General features: G+C 62.1%; 15 protein-coding genes and 1 pseudogene. 10 read left to right on the forward strand and 6 right to left on the reverse strand.

Translation table 11 applies throughout. The annotated features are described in order from the left end of the window. Positions 1–792 (reverse strand): radical SAM protein (locus EOA86_RS02905; protein WP_128340659.1); only part of this gene is annotated, 792 nt, incomplete at its 3' end. Positions 793–1,532: 740 nt separating this feature from the next. Further along, positions 1,533–1,772 carry a hypothetical protein gene (locus EOA86_RS02910; RefSeq protein WP_128340660.1) on the reverse strand — a complete coding sequence of 80 codons (240 nt, stop codon included), beginning with the start codon at positions 1,770–1,772 and terminating at the stop codon, positions 1,533–1,535. Positions 1,773–2,085: 313 nt separating this feature from the next. Between EOA86_RS02910 and EOA86_RS02915 the strand changes: the two are divergent. Further along, positions 2,086–2,565 (forward strand): annotated as a pseudogene (locus tag EOA86_RS02915) (TspO/MBR family protein). Positions 2,566–2,623: 58 nt separating this feature from the next. On the opposite strand, the gene EOA86_RS02920 reads toward EOA86_RS02915, so the two are convergent. Continuing rightward, a complete protein-coding gene (locus EOA86_RS02920) occupies positions 2,624–3,892 on the reverse strand; it encodes a c-type cytochrome (RefSeq protein ID WP_348633314.1) in 1,269 nt (422 codons plus the stop codon). 127 nt (positions 3,893–4,019) lie between these two features. On the opposite strand from EOA86_RS02920, the gene EOA86_RS02925 reads away from it, so the two are divergent. After that, the gene (locus EOA86_RS02925; protein ID WP_029350232.1) at positions 4,020–4,226 is read left to right on the forward strand and encodes a DUF6494 family protein; all 207 of its coding nucleotides are present in this window, start codon (positions 4,020–4,022) and stop codon (positions 4,224–4,226) included. Positions 4,227–4,268: 42 nt separating this feature from the next. Here the strand turns inward: EOA86_RS02925 and EOA86_RS02930 are convergent, their stop codons facing one another. Then, complete coding sequence (locus EOA86_RS02930) at positions 4,269–5,138, reverse strand: helix-turn-helix transcriptional regulator (RefSeq protein WP_127209035.1); 870 nt, start codon at positions 5,136–5,138, stop codon at positions 4,269–4,271. A 98-nt stretch (positions 5,139–5,236) separates the two neighbouring features. On the opposite strand from EOA86_RS02930, the gene EOA86_RS02935 reads away from it, so the two are divergent. From EOA86_RS02935 to EOA86_RS02955, 5 genes are read left to right on the forward strand one after another with little or no spacing between them, the layout of a single operon-like run. After that, on the forward strand, positions 5,237–5,929 hold the full coding sequence (locus EOA86_RS02935) for an ABC transporter permease (RefSeq protein ID WP_128340662.1): 693 nt from the start codon (positions 5,237–5,239) through the stop codon (positions 5,927–5,929). 2 nt (positions 5,930–5,931) lie between these two features. Then, the gene (locus EOA86_RS02940; protein ID WP_127209040.1) at positions 5,932–6,654 is read left to right on the forward strand and encodes an ATP-binding cassette domain-containing protein; all 723 of its coding nucleotides are present in this window, start codon (positions 5,932–5,934) and stop codon (positions 6,652–6,654) included. Between the two features lie 35 nt (positions 6,655–6,689). Continuing rightward, positions 6,690–7,514 carry a substrate-binding domain-containing protein gene (locus EOA86_RS02945; RefSeq protein ID WP_245497096.1) on the forward strand — a complete coding sequence of 275 codons (825 nt, stop codon included), beginning with the start codon at positions 6,690–6,692 and terminating at the stop codon, positions 7,512–7,514. Positions 7,515–7,555: 41 nt separating this feature from the next. Next, positions 7,556–8,686 carry a molybdopterin-binding protein gene (locus EOA86_RS02950; RefSeq protein ID WP_128340664.1) on the forward strand — a complete coding sequence of 377 codons (1,131 nt, stop codon included), beginning with the start codon at positions 7,556–7,558 and terminating at the stop codon, positions 8,684–8,686. Between the two features lie 7 nt (positions 8,687–8,693). Beyond that, positions 8,694–10,634, forward strand: coding sequence for a molybdopterin biosynthesis protein (locus EOA86_RS02955; protein WP_128340665.1), 1,941 nt, complete (start codon positions 8,694–8,696; stop codon positions 10,632–10,634). Here the strand turns inward: EOA86_RS02955 and mobA are convergent. Continuing rightward, positions 10,618–11,250 carry a molybdenum cofactor guanylyltransferase MobA gene (gene mobA / locus EOA86_RS02960; RefSeq protein WP_065010873.1) on the reverse strand — a complete coding sequence of 211 codons (633 nt, stop codon included), beginning with the start codon at positions 11,248–11,250 and terminating at the stop codon, positions 10,618–10,620. The two genes, EOA86_RS02955 and mobA, sit on opposite strands and share 17 nt — an antisense overlap. Continuing rightward, on the reverse strand, positions 11,240–12,133 hold the full coding sequence (gene fdhD / locus EOA86_RS02965) for a formate dehydrogenase accessory sulfurtransferase FdhD (RefSeq protein WP_095518952.1): 894 nt from the start codon (positions 12,131–12,133) through the stop codon (positions 11,240–11,242). The genes mobA and fdhD overlap by 11 nt, the downstream gene beginning before the upstream one ends. A 181-nt stretch (positions 12,134–12,314) precedes the next feature. Here fdhD and glp point away from each other — a divergent pair, with 181 nt between their 5' ends. The 3 genes from glp (at position 12,315) to EOA86_RS02980 (ending at position 15,829) form a co-directional block, all read left to right on the forward strand. After that, a complete protein-coding gene (glp, locus tag EOA86_RS02970) occupies positions 12,315–13,571 on the forward strand; it encodes a gephyrin-like molybdotransferase Glp (RefSeq protein WP_128340666.1) in 1,257 nt (418 codons plus the stop codon). A gap of 117 nt (positions 13,572–13,688) precedes the next feature. After that, positions 13,689–13,928 carry a sulfurtransferase TusA family protein gene (locus EOA86_RS02975; RefSeq protein ID WP_127209119.1) on the forward strand — a complete coding sequence of 80 codons (240 nt, stop codon included), beginning with the start codon at positions 13,689–13,691 and terminating at the stop codon, positions 13,926–13,928. A 227-nt stretch (positions 13,929–14,155) separates the two neighbouring features. Beyond that, positions 14,156–15,829, forward strand: coding sequence for an NADH-ubiquinone oxidoreductase-F iron-sulfur binding region domain-containing protein (locus tag EOA86_RS02980; protein WP_128340667.1), 1,674 nt, complete (start codon positions 14,156–14,158; stop codon positions 15,827–15,829). Positions 15,830–15,946: the final 117 nt, after the last annotated feature.

Below are 15,946 nucleotides of genomic sequence, written 5' to 3' on the forward strand. Positions count from 1 at the left end.
GGATTCCAGGACAGCGAGAAGCTTGTTCTGGTCCGATGCCTTCACGATCTCGCCAAGCGTGGAGCGATGCCCGCTTCCCATCCGCAGCGGCTCGGTAAAGCCCCCGGGTGAACAGCACGGATAGACATCGCCGGAAAGGTCGACTGCAAGCTTTTTGAAATGCTCCCGGCAGTTGCCTAATGGCCAAGTGAAATCCGCAGGAAATTCTTGTTGTTCCACCCTCGTCAAGGCGCGGCCAGCCGGCAAGCAGGGCATGACGACAAACCGCACCCTGTCTCCCAACTCATTGAATGCGCCACGGACGTCGTCAATCTCCGTAGTAGACGTTGAGACGATGTTCACGGTTACCTTCAGTCCGACACTCAGTGCTGTCTTTGCTGCGCCGAGAATCCTGCTCAGCGACAGGAATTCCTGATGGAACGGGCTGGTGCTGATGTTGACGGCGCCGAGCCCTGCATCCCTTAGCTCATCCAATTGCCCGCCCGCTCCTGGCGAGCCGCCCCAAAACCCGTTAGTGGTTACGGAGGACGTAAATCCGCAGGTGCGGGCGTAGGAGAAGATCTCTTTTAAGAGCTTAAGGTAGAGAAACGGCTCACCGCCGCTTACTCCGATTTCTCTGATCGACGGAATCTCCGCGGCTTCGTCGATCAACCGGGAGATCCGCTCGAACGATGCCGATTCCGAATTGGCGGGATGAGAATCGTTACAGCAGTGCCTGCACTTAATGTTGCACTTGGAGGTCAACAATAGCCCCAGGACTTCGGGGCACGCATGTGCGTGGCCGATGGTCATACGACTGGCTCCAACGGCAGGCGTGCCGTCAAGTTTCTATAACGATTTCGAAGGCGCATATGGCGTTGTATAATAACAACGTCAGTAATGAAAAATATGCCAAATTAAGGTACATGAACAGATTCGGATCAGCAATATTAGATAAATCTTGCCTAACGGTATGGTTTCGGAATCGTTAACTCTGAGATACGTTCAGAGCGACCGGTGGGTGAACGCTGAGACATGCAGTTAAGCGTCTGATCGGCTACCGAGAACGAGCAAGGCGCGCCATGTCCGCACGTCGGCCCCCTTGTAGTCCAACGGTCGGTTAGGCACAGTGGACGTTGCCTATCAGGCGCGTCCTGGCTGCCGCATAGGGCAGGCCGCGTGAACCGCTTCGATTTGGCTCACCGCACCCTGACACCTGCGCAGCCGCTGCTATGATTGATAGTTCACAGCGGCTAAGGACGCCATGTACTGCAACGAACGCGGCTGCTAGTTAGTCCCGCCTATCAAAGATGGGCAGCAGATCGCCTAGCCAAGATATTTCGCACGTTCGAGACCTGAGATTGGCCATTACGTGCCGTGCGAACACCGCGGCTGTTCAAGGCGATGGATAGGCCGCGCAGGTTTGTAAATGCCGGACTGCTGGATGGAGGCGATGATCGGCAGCATGGCCTGGGCAAATCTGTAGCTTCCCTAATTGAGATTTTCCGGCCCTTGGCATCGGCTTCGCGGTGTTGGTCGGATCACCAAGTTTGCTACCCGTGTTCCTGCGCGAGGCGAGGGCGGCCTTCGTCCGTTCTGAGATCAGTCGCCTCCTTCCCGGCAAGTGCTGCGTACACTGCAGCATGAATCGGCATCAGCGCCGAGGTCGGCGACGATGAACGGACCCGCTGAACCATCAGCCCCGCAGTGAAGGCTACGTCACGCGACAGTCGATCGAGCTTGGCAACCATCACCGCGCATTTGATTGTCGGGCCAGGCGAGGCGGCTGCCATTGCGGCCGGCGATCCAACGTATCCGAGCCCATGTCAGTTTCGGCTTCGGCGAACTCTTGGACTATGCCAATGCTTTGGCGTCAGCAAAGCGGGCGTTGCGCCTCAATGCCAAGGCCTGATCGACCCTGCCTTCGTATTGAGAGACTAGGAGGCGACGGCGTTCATGATACAAACCCTTGGTTTGCCATCGCAACCACCGTTTGCAGTGTGGTCGCCGCCCCACGCCGCGCAACGTACAGATCTGCGACTGCGGCGGTGAAACTTCGCCGACCCCTCCAGCGTTACTGCGTGTCGGTTCAACACAAGGGGCATCATGATCTATACCGGGACGAGCAAGCTTCTTCTCGTTCTGGCGGCTACCGTGCCGGTCGCGGCTGCGGCAATCGCCGGCAATCTCGCTACCATTCCCAATGTACCGACATGGTACGCGCACCTGACCAAACCCTCTTTCAACCCACCGAATTGGATATTTGCCCCGGTGTGGACGACGCTGTACCTGATGATGGCCTATGCCTTCTATCGCGTGCTGAATGCCAATGTCGACTGGATCAGCTTTGCGGTGGCGATCTTTCTCATTCAGATCGCGCTGAACGCGGCCTGGTAGTGGGTGTTCTTTTCGTTCCACAGCCCGCGAGGTGGACTGGTCGTGATCGTGCTCCTTTGGCTTGCAGTCGTTCTGACAATCGTGGCGTTCTGGCAGATCGATCCCACGGCCTCGATGCTGCTCTGGCCTTACCTGTTGTGGGTCAGCTTCGCGGCAGCATTGAACTGGGAAATCGTCCGGCTCAACTGACGCTATTTTGGAATGTGCGACGGCCTTGCACTGAGGAGGCTTGGGGTGGATTCAGGCCCTAGTCGGTACGTGTCTCGGCCTGAAGAAAGCGGATCAGGGCTGCTCGATCCTCGGCATTGCTGATCGTCTGTTCAGGCATCTTGGTACCGGGGGTGTAGGCGTTCGGACCCAACTCGAACAGCGCCGACACTGTTTCCGGTGTCCAGACGATGTCCATTTTTCGGAAAGCGGGCGAATAGTGGTAACCCGGCACGGATGCTATTTTGCGCCCGAAAATGCCATGCAGCGTCGGCCCGGCTCGATGGCCGTCCTTCGGGTCGAGAGTATGGCAAGCTACGCAGGCGCGAAATACTTCCGCGTCCGGATTACCCGCGTATCTGGCCATCGGATCGGCCCTGCCGGCCGTAGCGGCTCCAAGGCGCTCGCCCGTCGCAATGTTCCATTCCCGCACCAGATGGTCGGCGCCGCCAGCCAGAAGCGTCTTGCCGCCAGCCGCGAACGCGAGCGACCATACCGCCACGCCGGATGTGTCGAGAGTGCGGATGGTGGAGAGGCTCATAGCGTCCAGCAACAGGATTCCATCACCGATGCCGGCGACTGCGAGATAGTTCGGGTCTGGCGTGGCGGCGAGCGCAATCACCGGTTTGCGTAAGGCCTGAACTTCCAACTGCACTTTGCCGCGCCGATCGAGCAACCGTACCCGCCCGTCCGCACCTCCGACGAACAGCCGGTCGCCGGGCGCTCTTACAAGCGTGTTGAGCGGCGTCGGCATGATGGCCCGAACCGGCGCCGCCCCAGCCTGGCTCGGCCAAAAGATGACTGTGGCGTCATAGCCGGCGCTGACGAGGGTTGCGTCCGCCAGGAAGGCGAGTGCATTGACGTTTGCGCCATGGCCTTCCAGGACGCGCGCTTTCCCACCAGCAAGGGGCCAGAGCCGGACGGTGGTGTCCCAGGACGCCGAAGCCAGCATCGATCCGTCGGGTGACAGTTCGAGGTCGGCGACAGGTCCGGTGTGACCCTGCAGAATGAGGGCCGGCTCGCCTCGACCGGTTTGCCAGATCGCGATGCGACCGTCCGCACCCGCACTGGCAAAGCGCCCGTTCGGCAGTGCGGCCACGGCACTTACCTCACCTTCATGAAAAAGCAGCACGTCGCGCGCTTCGCCGGTCTCCAGCGACCAGATGATCGCCTTGGTGTCAAAACTGCCGGTTGCCACCGTCTTTCCGTCCGGCGCCACGGAAATCGCCCGCACGGGACCGCCATGCCCGCGCAGTTCCGCGCCATGTGTCGTCCCGCCAGCGAGGAAAACAGCTGCGAGCAAATGCATTGCGAGCGTCTTATGCATTGCGCATCATACGTTTCCGTGTTCCGCTGGCCGGCAGCGCCTTCGCCGGAGAGCAGCATGCGATCGCAATCCGACCAGCCGCACCGTCCCAGCTATTAGAGGCAATCATATGACCCAAAACATGGAAACCGATCCCTTCAACGTGTCGATGCGCAAGTTCCTGAAGCAGGTCGGCGTAACCTCGCAGCAGGCAATCGAAAAGGCTGTGGCGGATGGGGGGCTGAAAGGGCAGGGGCGTCTGACTGTGCGGGCCGTGATTACGGCTGAACGCGCCGGTTTGCACCACGTCGTCGAAGGCGAAATCGACCTCGGCTGAATACGATCAGCGGCGCGTCCGGCGCCCCATTGACACGCCACCTCAATTGAAGAAACGGACCTGCCCGGCCGGGCTCGTGTCATACCCCGTGAGTTCTGCGGCGCGCCGGGCGAAGCTGTCCTGAGCCATGAGGCGGATCAGCGCCTGGATCGAAGGCTGAAAATAGGTTCGCTGCCGCATCAGCAGATCGAAATTCTCCCACGCCAATGATACGAACTCCAGGCCGGCGGCGCGCGCGGCGGCGCGTGTGGCGATTCCGCAATCGGCCCTCCCGGTCCGGATCGCGGCTGCGAGATCAGGCCCTGTCAGGCATGGCGGCGCGAGCCGGTTCAAACGCTTCCGGCTGGCGCGGGCGACCAGGACATCCAGCAGCATTTGGGCTCCGGCCCCGGTCTGACGCACCGCCATTTTGGCGCCGCTTTCAAGGACATCGGCCAGGCTGTTGAGTGATCGGGGGTTGCCCGGCGGCAGCAGCAGCCCCTGTTCGCGCCGCGTGAAACCGATCAGCACCGCATCGTGCAGCCGCGGCATTGCGCGCGCGGCCTCCACATTGGGGTCGGCTGCATCATTGTGGTAATGTATCGCGGCAGCGGCGACTTCGCCACGCAAAAGACGCGCAACGCCGGCTCCCGTCCCCTCGGTCAGCGAGGCGAGGCCGGAGCCTGCCTGGCGAAGGCTCCATTCAAGCAGATCGTCCTGGCTGCCGCCGACTATGGGCGGCGGCTCGGGCGGAATCAGTCCCTCAGGATGCGACAATCCCGAGAGAACCCACCGGTCGAGTTCGTTACGCGGAAACAGCCACTTGCCCGTCACTTTGCTGCACGGGATCCTGTTTTTGGCGACCAGTTCGTAAAGCTTGCGTTCGCCCAGGCGCAAATAGTCTGAGGCTTCCGGAATCGTCAGCAAATCCATCCTGCAATATTATGTATATTCCTGCGCAATTTCAATTGTTTGACGAATGCGGAAAGAATGCAGCAGAATACAGGACGACGCGGCCCAGGTGAACGGGAATGTCGGAAGGCCTAAGTGCATGGCAGCTTATCGCGAGCGGTGACGCGACGCTGATCTCGATAGTGCGTCTTTCGCTAACCATCACCCTGGCCGCCGTTGCAATTGCAGCCGTCGTGGGACTGCCGCTCGGGGCGTTGCTGGCTCTGACGCGTTTTCCGGGACGTTCCGCGCTCGTGGTGCTTGTTAACGGCTTCATGGGCCTGCCGCCAGTTGTCGTCGGCCTGACCGTTTACCTGCTGTTATCCCGATCAGGGCCACTCGGCGAGTTCGGCCTGCTGTTCACACCGGCCGCCATGGTCATCGCGCAGGCGCTTCTCGTCCTGCCGATCATCGCAGCTCTGACGCGCCAGACCATCGAGGATTTGTGGCGCGAATATCGCGACGAACTGACAGCGATGGGCGTCGGCCCGACAGCCAGGGTGGTAACGCTCTTGTGGGACAGCCGTTTCAGCCTCATCACCGCAATGCTCGCCGGCTTCGGGCGGGCGGCCGCCGAAGTCGGCACAGTAATGATCGTCGGCGGCAACATAGAAGGCTTTACCCGAACCATGACGACCACGATCGCGCTCGAAACCTCAAAGGGAGACCTGCCGCTCGCGATGGGGCTCGGCATCATCCTGATCGGCCTCATTCTTGCCATCAATGCCGCTGCCTGGGGCCTGCGAACGTGGTCGGAGGAACGGCTGGCTTGATGATGCGTGCATCGCTTACCGACCTTCCTCTCATTCTGGACCGCGTCTCGCTCAGCGCAGGCGCCACGACTATGCTTGACCGCGTGAACCTGGCGATTACTCCCGGCGCGCCGACACTCGTGCTCGGTCCCAATGGGGCGGGCAAGACGTCACTGCTTCGGGTTTGCATGGGACTTGCCGCGCCTTCCGCAGGAACTGTGAGCTGGGGTGGGCGCACCGATCGCGGGCTAGGGCGCCGGGCAATGCTGCTCCAGAAACCGGTGATGCTGCGCCGCTCCGTCGCAGCCAACGTCGCCTACGGACTGGCGCAAGCTGGTTGTCGGCGCCATCGTCGCGCGGCACGCACCGAGGAACTTCTGGATCGTGTGGGCCTTCTGGGCCTGGCGGCGCGACCTGCGCGGCGCTTATCCAGCGGCGAGCAACAGCGCGTGGCGCTTGCCCGCGCACTGGCGCGCGAGCCCGAGATCCTGCTGCTCGATGAGCCCACCGCCAGTCTTGATCCCGCTGCTACGCGCCATGTCGAGGAGATCATCCTTATGGCCTCGCAATCGGGCACCAAGATCGTCATGGCTTCACACGATCTCGGGCAGGTGCGCCGGGTCGCGGCAGATGTCGTCTTCCTCGTTTGCGGCCGACTATGCGAGCACGCCAGCGTCGATGATTTTTTCGATCGCCCATCATCAGCAGAAGCTGCCGCCTTTATTCAAGGAGAGCTCGTCCTTTGACTGCGGAGACGGAGCTTCCAGTGTTCAACCATCGACTGTTTGCCGCAATTGCGATCATTTTGACTGCCCTCGGCTCCAGCGGCGCATTGGCCGGCGCGCAGGAGCGGTCGATCGTCGTGGCCTCGACGACCTCGACGCGGGACTCTGGCCTTTTCGATCACATACTGCCTTTGTTCGCCACAAAGACCGGTATCGATGTGAGGGTGGTCGCGCAGGGAACCGGCCAGGCCCTCGACGCCGGCCGCCGGGGAGACGCAGACGTGGTCTTGGTCCATGCCAGGGAGCAGGAGGAGAAATTCGTCCGGCAAGGTTTTGGCGTGAGACGCTTCGATGTGATGTACAATGATTTCGTCCTGATCGGGCCCAGAGGCGACCCGGCCGGCATCAAGGGTTCGCCGGATGTCGCTGCCGCCTTGACATCGATCCAGAGCAAGAAAGCTGTTTTCGTTTCCCGCGGTGACAAATCTGGAACCCACTTTGCAGAACTCGGACTCTGGAAGGCGGCAGGTGTCGATGTCGCGGCGATGAAGGAGCCCTGGTACAAGGAAATTGGGCAGGGCATGGGCGCTGCGCTCAACACAGCCAGCGCCATGAATGCCTATGTGCTTTCCGATCGCGCCACATGGCTGGCGTTCAAGAACCGCGGCGAACTGGAGATCCTGGTCGAAGGCGACGAAAGGCTGTTCAACCAGTACGGCGTCATGCTGGTGAATCCCGCGAGGCACGCGAGCGTCAAAGCTGAACCCGGCCAACGCTTCATAGATTGGCTGATCTCGCCTGAAGGACAGCAGGCGATTGCCGAATACCAAATTGACGGCCAGCAACTCTTTTTCTCGAACGCCGAGCAGGAGCGCTTCTGAAGTCGGTTGCAAAGCGGTTCGCACCTGCCCCATCATCGGACATGATGAGAATGCAGCCTTCCCTCGGCGCGCTGACCGGTCTCGAAGCGGCTCTCGCCGCACTCCTCGACGGGGTGGTACCGGTTGCGCCCACTCTTTTGCCGCTTTACCAGACGCTTGGAAAGATTGGGGCCGCTATGCCGCCCCTGGTACACGCGCAGCCCACCCACGACACGGCAAAGACAGATGGCTGGGCGTGTCGCGCGCTCGATCTTGCCGGTGCGTCGGCCTATTCGCCGCTGCCGCTGATGGCAATTCCGGTCTGGGTAGAGGCAGGCGTCGCCATGCCGGAGGGATGCGATTGCGTTCTCGATGCCGATCTCATCGATTGCAGCGGCCCGATGCCCCAGGCGCTCGGGGAAGCAGCGCCGGGCCAGGGCGTGCGACGCGCTGGCGAGGACATGGAGGCGGGCCGACCACTCATCATTGCAGGGCACAGGCTGTCGGCCGCGGACCTCCTCGCCCTGCGGAGTGTAGGGATTGGTGAAATTGCGGTGCGGGCACCGCAGTTGCGCCTGATCGATGTCGCCGCCCCGGCGAGCGATACTTTAACGGGGCATTTTATCGCCGACCTCGCAAGAGCCTCTGGCGCGACGGTGTCCGATATCGAAACGGTTACGCGCGACGCCAGATCCGTCGCCCAGGCCCTTGCGAGTGCAGCCGGCGATTTGATCATCCTGATTGGAGGTACTGGTGCGGGGCGCGCCGACGCAACAGCCGACGTGCTTGCCGCGCGTGGGGCGCTCATCGCCCACAACATAGCGCTGCAGCCCGGCCGAACCGCGGCGATCGGCCGGCTCGACGCGGTCCCGATAATTGCTCTGCCCGGAGCGCCCGATCAGGCCTTTGCCGCCTTTCTTGCGCTGGTTCAGCCGACCATCGATCGCCTGTCGGGCAGGAGCGCCCGGCGACAGACGGTCCTGGCACTGGAGCGAAAAATCTCCTCCACGGTCGGGCTGGCCGAGATCGTCCTCCTGAAGCAGGAACAAGACAGATGGGCCCCACTTGCGATAGGAGATTTTTCCCTGGACGCGATCCGCATGGCGGATGCATGGCTTGCTATTCCAGGCGGCAGTGAGGGGTGTGCTGCGGGAACAGCTGTCGGCGCCTTTGTGTTCGATGATCCCAGATGAGTAAGTCATGACCAGATCCACCCGCCAAGATACCGGCCAGGAGCAGTTCCTGACGGTCCTGTCGCGCGACGAGGCGCTCGCCCGTTTCGAGGCGGCGCTATTTCCGCGAACGATCCCGACCGAAGAACTGACGCTTGCGGATGCGCTTGGGCTGGCGCTTGCCGATGATGTCATGGCTCCTATCGACGTGCCTCCCTTCGACCGTTCGAACGTCGATGGTTTTGCCGTGCGCGCCGCCGACATGGCCACCGCGTCGGAGGCCCTTCCTGCCAGGCTCCTGCTCAACCACGAAACTATCGCATGCGGTGTTGCCCCGCAAATACCTGTGCTCGCAGGCACCGCCACCTCCATCTCGACGGGCGGTCCCGTGCCTCGCGGCGCCGATGCCATCGTCATGGTGGAGCACACTCAACCCACCGAAGGTGATGCCATCGAGGTCAGGCGCGGAGCCTCGCCCGGCCAGTTCATCTCGAATGCCGGATCCGATATTGCCCGCGGTGAGGTTCTGCTGCGTGCCGGAACGGTGATCGGCTCGCGAGAAATTGGCATGCTTGCCGCCTGCGGAATTGCGCTGGTGACGGTGGCGCGCAAGCTGCGCGTGGCGGTTTTGTCGACTGGCGACGAACTTGTCCAACCGGGCGACGCCCTGCGACCCGCCGGCATTTACGACGCCAATGGGGCAATCGTCAGCGCCGCGATAACTGAAACTGGCGGCGAAGCGAGCTTTCTCGGCGCGTATCCGGATGACGAAGCCAAGCTGGAAGCCGCCATGCGCGAGGCGCTAGCGGCCCATGAGGTGCTGATACTGTCGGGCGGGACTTCCAAGGGCGCCGGTGATGTCAGCCACCGCATCGTGAACCGTCTCGGCGCGCCCGGCATCGTTGCCCATGGCGTGGCGCTGAAGCCAGGAAAGCCGCTCTGTCTCGCCGTTTGCGACGGCAAACCGGTCGTCGTGCTGCCGGGATTTCCGACTTCGGCCATGTTCACTTTGCACGACATGATCGTACCTTTGCTGCGCCGCATGGCGGGCCTGCCGCCTCGGACCGAAGCGAAGGTCACGGCAAAGGTTCCGCTGCGCATTCCATCCGAACTCGGCCGCACGGAGTTCGTGATGGTATCGCTGGTCGAGGGTGATGAGGGGCTGGTCGCCTATCCCACCGGCAAGGGCTCGGGGGCGATAACCTCCTTTGCCCAGGCGGATGGCTTCATCAGCATCGAAGCTTTAGCCGACAATATGCCTGCCGGAAGCGAGGCTTCGGTCACGCTGTTCACACCGCACGTCCGTGTTCCCGATCTCGTGGTGATCGGCAGCAACTGCACGGGCCTGGATCTCGTCGTGGGCATTCTGTTTCGCGCCGGCCTGACGGTGCGGTCTATCGCGGTCGGGAGCCTGGGCGGCCTGGCCGCTGCTAAACGGAGCGAGTGCGATATCGCGCCCATCCACCTCTTCGACGCCAAGACGCAAAGCTACAATGCGCCGTTCCTGAGCGACGGCCTCGAACTCGTGGAGGGATGGCGGCGCATGCAGGGCATCGTCTACCGCCCAAGCGACATCCGCTTCCAGGGGGCCGACGCAGACGAGGCGGTGCGTGCCGCACTCGCCGATCCAAATTGCATGATGGTCAACCGCAACCAGGGCTCGGGTACACGCATCCTGATCGACCAACTGCTTGGTCCGGCGCGTCCCGACGGATATTGGAACCAGCCCCGCTCGCACAATGCCGTCGCGGCGGCCGTGGCGCAGAACCGAGCAGACTGGGGCGTCACCATTGCGCCGGTGGCGCAATCAGCCGGGCTCGGTTTCATTGCGCTGAAGGAAGAGCATTATGATTTCGCGCTGGTCTCTGCCCGCAACGAGCGACCCGCGGTGCAGGCCTTCCTTACCGCGCTCACTTCGCCTGAATTCAACGAGGGGATCGAGCGCATGGGTTTTACCCGGCCTGGCTAAGGTGCCAGAGCCGTTCGGCCTCGGCAAAATCTTCGACCGTGTTGACATTGAAGAATGGATCCACCGGCTTGGCCGGCCAGGACGCGGTGGCAACCTGGTAGCGAGCCGTCCAGAGGTCGATCTTGCGAATGCCCTCTTCGACGAGTGCATCGCGTAACTCATCGCGCATCGCCACTTGCCAGAGTCCGATGACAGGATGCGTCCGGCGCGCTGACATCGCCACCGCCAGATCCGCACCTTTCGCCAAGCGCGCCCGATGCAGCCGTTCGACGAGGTCGCGCGGCAAAAAAGGACAGTCCGCCGCGACGCTGACGATCCATTCGACGTCGGGCCTGTTCTCCTCAGCCCAATCGAGGCCCGCAAGCACGCCAGCGAGCGGCCCCGGATAGTTCTCGACCGGGTCGGCGACGACTGGAAGGCGAAAGCGGTCAAAGCGGGCAGGGTCGCCATTGGCGTTCAGCAAGAGCCCGTCGCATTGCGGGCCGAGGCGATCGAGGACACGATCGAGGATCGTGAGTCCGTCGATCCGACGCATGGATTTGTCGCCACCGCCCATGCGCCGGGCGAGCCCCCCGGCGAGAACGACGCCCAGGGTGGGCACCTTCTTATTCGCCATCGGCGGCTCCCTTGCGTCTGTGACGAGGTGCTTCCTCGTCGACGGAAGCGAGGTCCTGGTCGAAGACAATCCGATCCTCGCCAGACAGCACGGCGAACCGCTTGCCGCGCGCCCGGCCGACGAGCGTCAAGCCTGCCTGACGCGCCAAATCGACGCCCCAAGCGGTGAAACCCGAGCGTGAGACGAGGATCGGAATGCCCATTCGAACCGTCTTGATCGTCATTTCCGACGTCAGCCTGCCCGTCGTATAAAGGATCTTGTCGGCCGGATCGATGCCGTGGCGATACATCCAGCCGGCGATTTTGTCGACGGCATTGTGGCGCCCGACATCCTCCATATAACAGACCGGCGTTCCTTCCTTGCAAAGCACGCAACCATGAATCGCGCCCGCTTCAAGATAGAGCGACGGCGTCGTGTTGATCGTGCGGGTCATTTGGTAAAGCCAGGAGGTGTGCAGTACGGCGGCCGGCAGAGCGGTATTTTCGAGCGCCTCGAGAAGATCGCCGAAAGCCGTACCCTGCGCGCAGCCTGAAGTCTGCGTCCGTTTCTTGAGCTTCTGCTCGTAATTGGTGTTGCGCTCGGTACGAACGATCACGACCTGCAGGTCGTCGTCATACTCGACTTCGGTTACGACGTCGTCGAATTTGAGCATGTTCTGATTGAGCAGGTAGCCCAGCGCCAGATATTCGGGATAATCGCTGATCGTCATCATCGTGACGATCTCCTGCGCGTTCAGATAGAGCGTCAGCGGGCGTTCAACGGGGACGCGGACTTGAATAGCGGCGCCCGTATGATCGATGCCGCTGACCTGTTCGGTCAATCGGATGTCCTCCGGACTCGGCATGATGATGGCGGGGTCTGGTCGGCTTTTCATCTGCTGCATGGCGCTCTCTTGAAAATTGCAATCCTGCTCGCCGGGGTGGATGCATTACCTTCAGCTTGACGTCTACTATATACCCTGTTCAAACGCAGGCCGGTCGACAAAAGCGCCTATAAGCGCAGACTGGCTTGCCGGATGGCGCCGAGCTGCCGGTTCGGCCAGATCCACAGAGGCTGAAGGCTCGATGGCGCAACTTTCAGACGACTGCTTCGCTTTCGGCGGCCCGATGCGATCGGTCGATGATACCGCCGCACTGATTGCTTCACGGCTGACCGTTGTGGACGAGACCGAAACCGTCCAGCTGGCGAATGCCGATGGGCGCGTCCTGGCGAGAGATTTAGTTGCGCCGCTGCCCCTGCCGCCTTTCACCAACTCAGCCGTCGACGGCTATGCACTGCGCGGCGACGACCTGCCGGGAACCGCTGAAAAAGCTTTCCTCGTGAGCGACAGGATCCAGGCCGGGGTGGCCCCGGATCGGCCCGCCGCGCCCGGACAAGCCATACGCATCTTCACTGGCGCTCCGCTGCCGGAGGGGGCAGACACGGTCTACATGCAGGAAGATGTCCGTGTCGACGAGACCGGCAGGGTCATTCTTCCGCCGGGCCTGAAAAGGGGAGCCAACGTGCGGCCGGCGGGCGAGGATGTCGCAGCAGGCAAGGTGGTCCTGCAGGCCGGCCAGCGCATGCGCCCGCAAGATGTTGCGCTCGCCGCGGCTCTCGGCATGACGCAGCTCGAAGTCCGGCGCAAAGTTCGCGTCGCGATCTTCTCGACCGGCAACGAGATCGTCGCGCCGGGAAATGTCCGGGGACCGGCCCAGCTTTTCGATTCGAACCGTTTCATGCTTATGGCCATGCTCGCAAGAGTGGGCTGCGAGACCACCGATTTGGGCATTCTGACTGACGACAGCAGCCTGATCGCGGATGTGCTGAGCGAGGCTGCCCCAGGCCAGGACCTGATCCTGGCCTCCGGCGGGGTCTCGACCGGGGAGGCCGACTGCGTCAAGGCAGCACTAGAGAGTGTGGGCACCCTGGTATTCTGGCGGGTGGCCATAAAACCCGGCCGACCAGTCGCCATGGGGGTGATCAGGGGAACAGCCTTCATTGGGCTGCCCGGAAATCCGGTGGCGAGCTTCGTCACATTCGCCCATATTGCGCGCGCCGCGATCTTGGCACTGGCCGGCGCACGGCAGCAGCCACCAATTTCGCGGCCTGTGCGGGCCGCCTTTTCCTACCGAAAAAAGCCGGGGCGACGCGAATATGTGCGGGTAAGCCTGCGTGGAACGCAGGACGGTACATATGAAGCCGTCAAATTCCCGCGCGAGGGCGCGGGCCTGCTGTCTTCTTTGGTCCAAACCGACGGCCTTGTCGAACTCGGCGAGGAAGTAGCCCAGGTAGAGCCGGGTCAGACCGTTCAGTTCCTCGCCTATTCGGACCTGAATTGACGAACGCCGTCGGGCCGGCGCACGCAGTTTGCCGAGACCCCTGGCCGCTCTCATTTGCGGCAGCCGGGAGGCCGTGGCCGTTGACGACCGGTGACCGGTCCGCCATGGTGCGCCACCATGACAACGAGACAGCTCGATCTGACGGGATTGAAATGTCCCTTGCCGGCGCTGAAAACCCGCAAGGCGCTCAGCGGCATAAGGCCAGGCGAGCGTCTTGAGGTCCGTTGCACCGATCCGCTGGCGGCCATAGACATTCCCAATCTGATCAACGAAACGGGCGACCGCCTGGAGGCGACGGAACGGGATGGCGACCACATCATTTTCTTGATCGAGAGGGCGCAAGCTGCCCCGGTATAAACCGTGCGACAAATCAGGGCGCAGATCAGTTCTGTCGCGGCGCCCCGGGATGCTAAAAATTGCCAGACCGGCATTGCTTCAACTCGTGTGGCAGGTCCTTGATCAAAGGTGCGCCGGGCTCAAGGGCAGGATACGCTCACTTGAACTGTAATGCGGGAAACTGACAACGATATCGGTGGCTTGAGCCGCCTTCCTCAGACGAAGGGTTCGCGCCGGGAGGAGAGAGAATGACAATGCAGCAACGGCGGTCCCCGGATCGCGGACCCAAAGGGCGGGCGCTGGATGACGTGGCCCTGGCAGATGTCCGGGAACTTCTTGGCCATCGCGAACGGCGCCGGGATCTCTTGATCGAGTTCCTGCATCTGATCCAAGACCACTACGGTTGTCTGTCGGCCGCGCATCTGTGCGCGCTTGCCGAGGACATGCGTCTGTCCCAGGTGGAGGTTTACGAGGTCGCGACCTTCTACGACCATTTCGATATCGTGAAGGAAGGCGAGGCGCGGCCCGCGCCGCTGACAATCCGGGTTTGCGAATCGATAAGCTGCATGCTGGCGGGCGCGGAACGCCTGTTTGGCGAACTGGCCGGCGACGCCGACCCGCAGGCCATCCGCGTCATGCGTGCGCCCTGCATGGGCCGCTGCGCCACCGCCCCTGCCGCGCGCGTCGGCGACCGCGAAGTCGACCACGCGACAAGCCACAAGCTGTTGGCGATGGCGAGAGACGGGGACATCCGCACAGCGGCGCCTGACTATGTCGGCTTGGATGCCTATCGCGCTGCCGGTGGGTATCTGCTCTTGCAGAAAGTGCGCGACGGCGTGCTGACCACGAATGCCATTATCGAGATCATGGAGCACGCCGGCCTGCGCGGCCTCGGCGGCGCCGGCTTTCCGGCCGGCAAGAAATGGAGTTTCGTGCGCGGCTATCCAGGGCCGCGGCTGATGTCGATCAATGGCGACGAAGGCGAGCCTGGCACTTTCAAGGACCGCGTCTATCTTGAAAGCGATCCGCATCGTACCTTAGAAGGGGCGCTGATCGCTGCCTACGCGGTGGAGGCCAAGCGCGTTTACTTCTACATGCGCGACGAATACCCAGCCGTGCTCGCCATTTTGCGCGCCGAGATCGCGGCGCTCGAGGGGGCCGGCATCGTCAAGCCCGGCTTCATCGAACTGCGGCGCGGCGCCGGCGCCTATATTTGCGGCGAGGAAAGCGCGATGCTGGAAAGCATCGAGGGCAAGCGCGGCATGCCCCGACACCGGCCTCCTTATATTGCCGAAGTCGGCCTTTTCGGACGCCCGACACTCAACCACAACGTCGAGACGCTGTGGTGGATTCGCGACATCGTCGAGAAGGGGCCCGAATGGTTCGCCGCTCAAGGCAAGCCCGGCCATCAGGGAATTCGCTCCTGGTCGGTTTCCGGACATGTGAAGGAGCCGGGTGTCAAGCTGGCCCCGGCCGGCGTCACCGTGCGCGAATTGATCGAGGATTATTGCGGCGGCATGGCAGACGGGCATGAATTCAAGGCCTATCTGCCAGGTGGAGCCTCGGGGGGCATCCTTCCGGCGTCGATGGGCGACATTGAACTCGATTTCGGCGGCGAACTCGCCAAACAGGGCGCCTTTGTCGGCTCACATGCGGTGGTCGTGCTTTCGCAAGCCGACAATATCAAGGATGTGACCCTCAATCTCATGAATTTCTTCAAACATGAGAGTTGCGGGAAATGCACGCCGTGCCGGGAAGGAACCGAAAAGCTGGTAACGCTCTTGAAAGAGAAGGGCGTGCCCAACGAGACGGCGATGCGCGACCTTGAAACAGTGATGCGAGATTCCTCCATCTGCGGTCTTGGCCAGGCGGCGCCCAATCCGGTCAATCACCTTTTGACGCATTTTAGGGATGATCTTTGAAATGGCAGATGGCGTCATATTCACCCTCGACGGTAAAACGGTCACAGCTGCTGACGACGAGACCATTTGGGACGTTGCGAAGCGCGAAGGCACCAGGATCCCGCATCTGTGCCATGT

The organism is Mesorhizobium sp. M5C.F.Ca.IN.020.32.2.1, from assembly GCF_004023105.1.
In the GTDB taxonomy this organism is placed as follows: domain Bacteria; phylum Pseudomonadota; class Alphaproteobacteria; order Rhizobiales; family Rhizobiaceae; genus Mesorhizobium; species Mesorhizobium wenxiniae.

Coding starts and splice junctions, on each gene's coding strand:
- EOA86_RS02910 (WP_128340660.1), bottom strand. CDS start 1,772: ATGGCAGCCGCCTCGCCTGGCCCGACAATCAAATGCGCGGTGATGGTT.
- EOA86_RS02920 (WP_348633314.1), bottom strand. CDS start 3,892: ATGCATTTGCTCGCAGCTGTTTTCCTCGCTGGCGGGACGACACATGGC.
- EOA86_RS02925 (WP_029350232.1), top strand. CDS start 4,020: ATGACCCAAAACATGGAAACCGATCCCTTCAACGTGTCGATGCGCAAG.
- EOA86_RS02930 (WP_127209035.1), bottom strand. CDS start 5,138: ATGGATTTGCTGACGATTCCGGAAGCCTCAGACTATTTGCGCCTGGGC.
- EOA86_RS02935 (WP_128340662.1), top strand. CDS start 5,237: ATGTCGGAAGGCCTAAGTGCATGGCAGCTTATCGCGAGCGGTGACGCG.
- EOA86_RS02940 (WP_127209040.1), top strand. CDS start 5,932: ATGCGTGCATCGCTTACCGACCTTCCTCTCATTCTGGACCGCGTCTCG.
- EOA86_RS02950 (WP_128340664.1), top strand. CDS start 7,556: ATGATGAGAATGCAGCCTTCCCTCGGCGCGCTGACCGGTCTCGAAGCG.
- EOA86_RS02955 (WP_128340665.1), top strand. CDS start 8,694: ATGACCAGATCCACCCGCCAAGATACCGGCCAGGAGCAGTTCCTGACG.
- mobA (WP_065010873.1), bottom strand. CDS start 11,250: ATGGCGAATAAGAAGGTGCCCACCCTGGGCGTCGTTCTCGCCGGGGGG.
- fdhD (WP_095518952.1), bottom strand. CDS start 12,133: ATGCAGCAGATGAAAAGCCGACCAGACCCCGCCATCATCATGCCGAGT.
- glp (WP_128340666.1), top strand. CDS start 12,315: ATGGCGCAACTTTCAGACGACTGCTTCGCTTTCGGCGGCCCGATGCGA.
- EOA86_RS02975 (WP_127209119.1), top strand. CDS start 13,689: ATGACAACGAGACAGCTCGATCTGACGGGATTGAAATGTCCCTTGCCG.
- EOA86_RS02980 (WP_128340667.1), top strand. CDS start 14,156: ATGACAATGCAGCAACGGCGGTCCCCGGATCGCGGACCCAAAGGGCGG.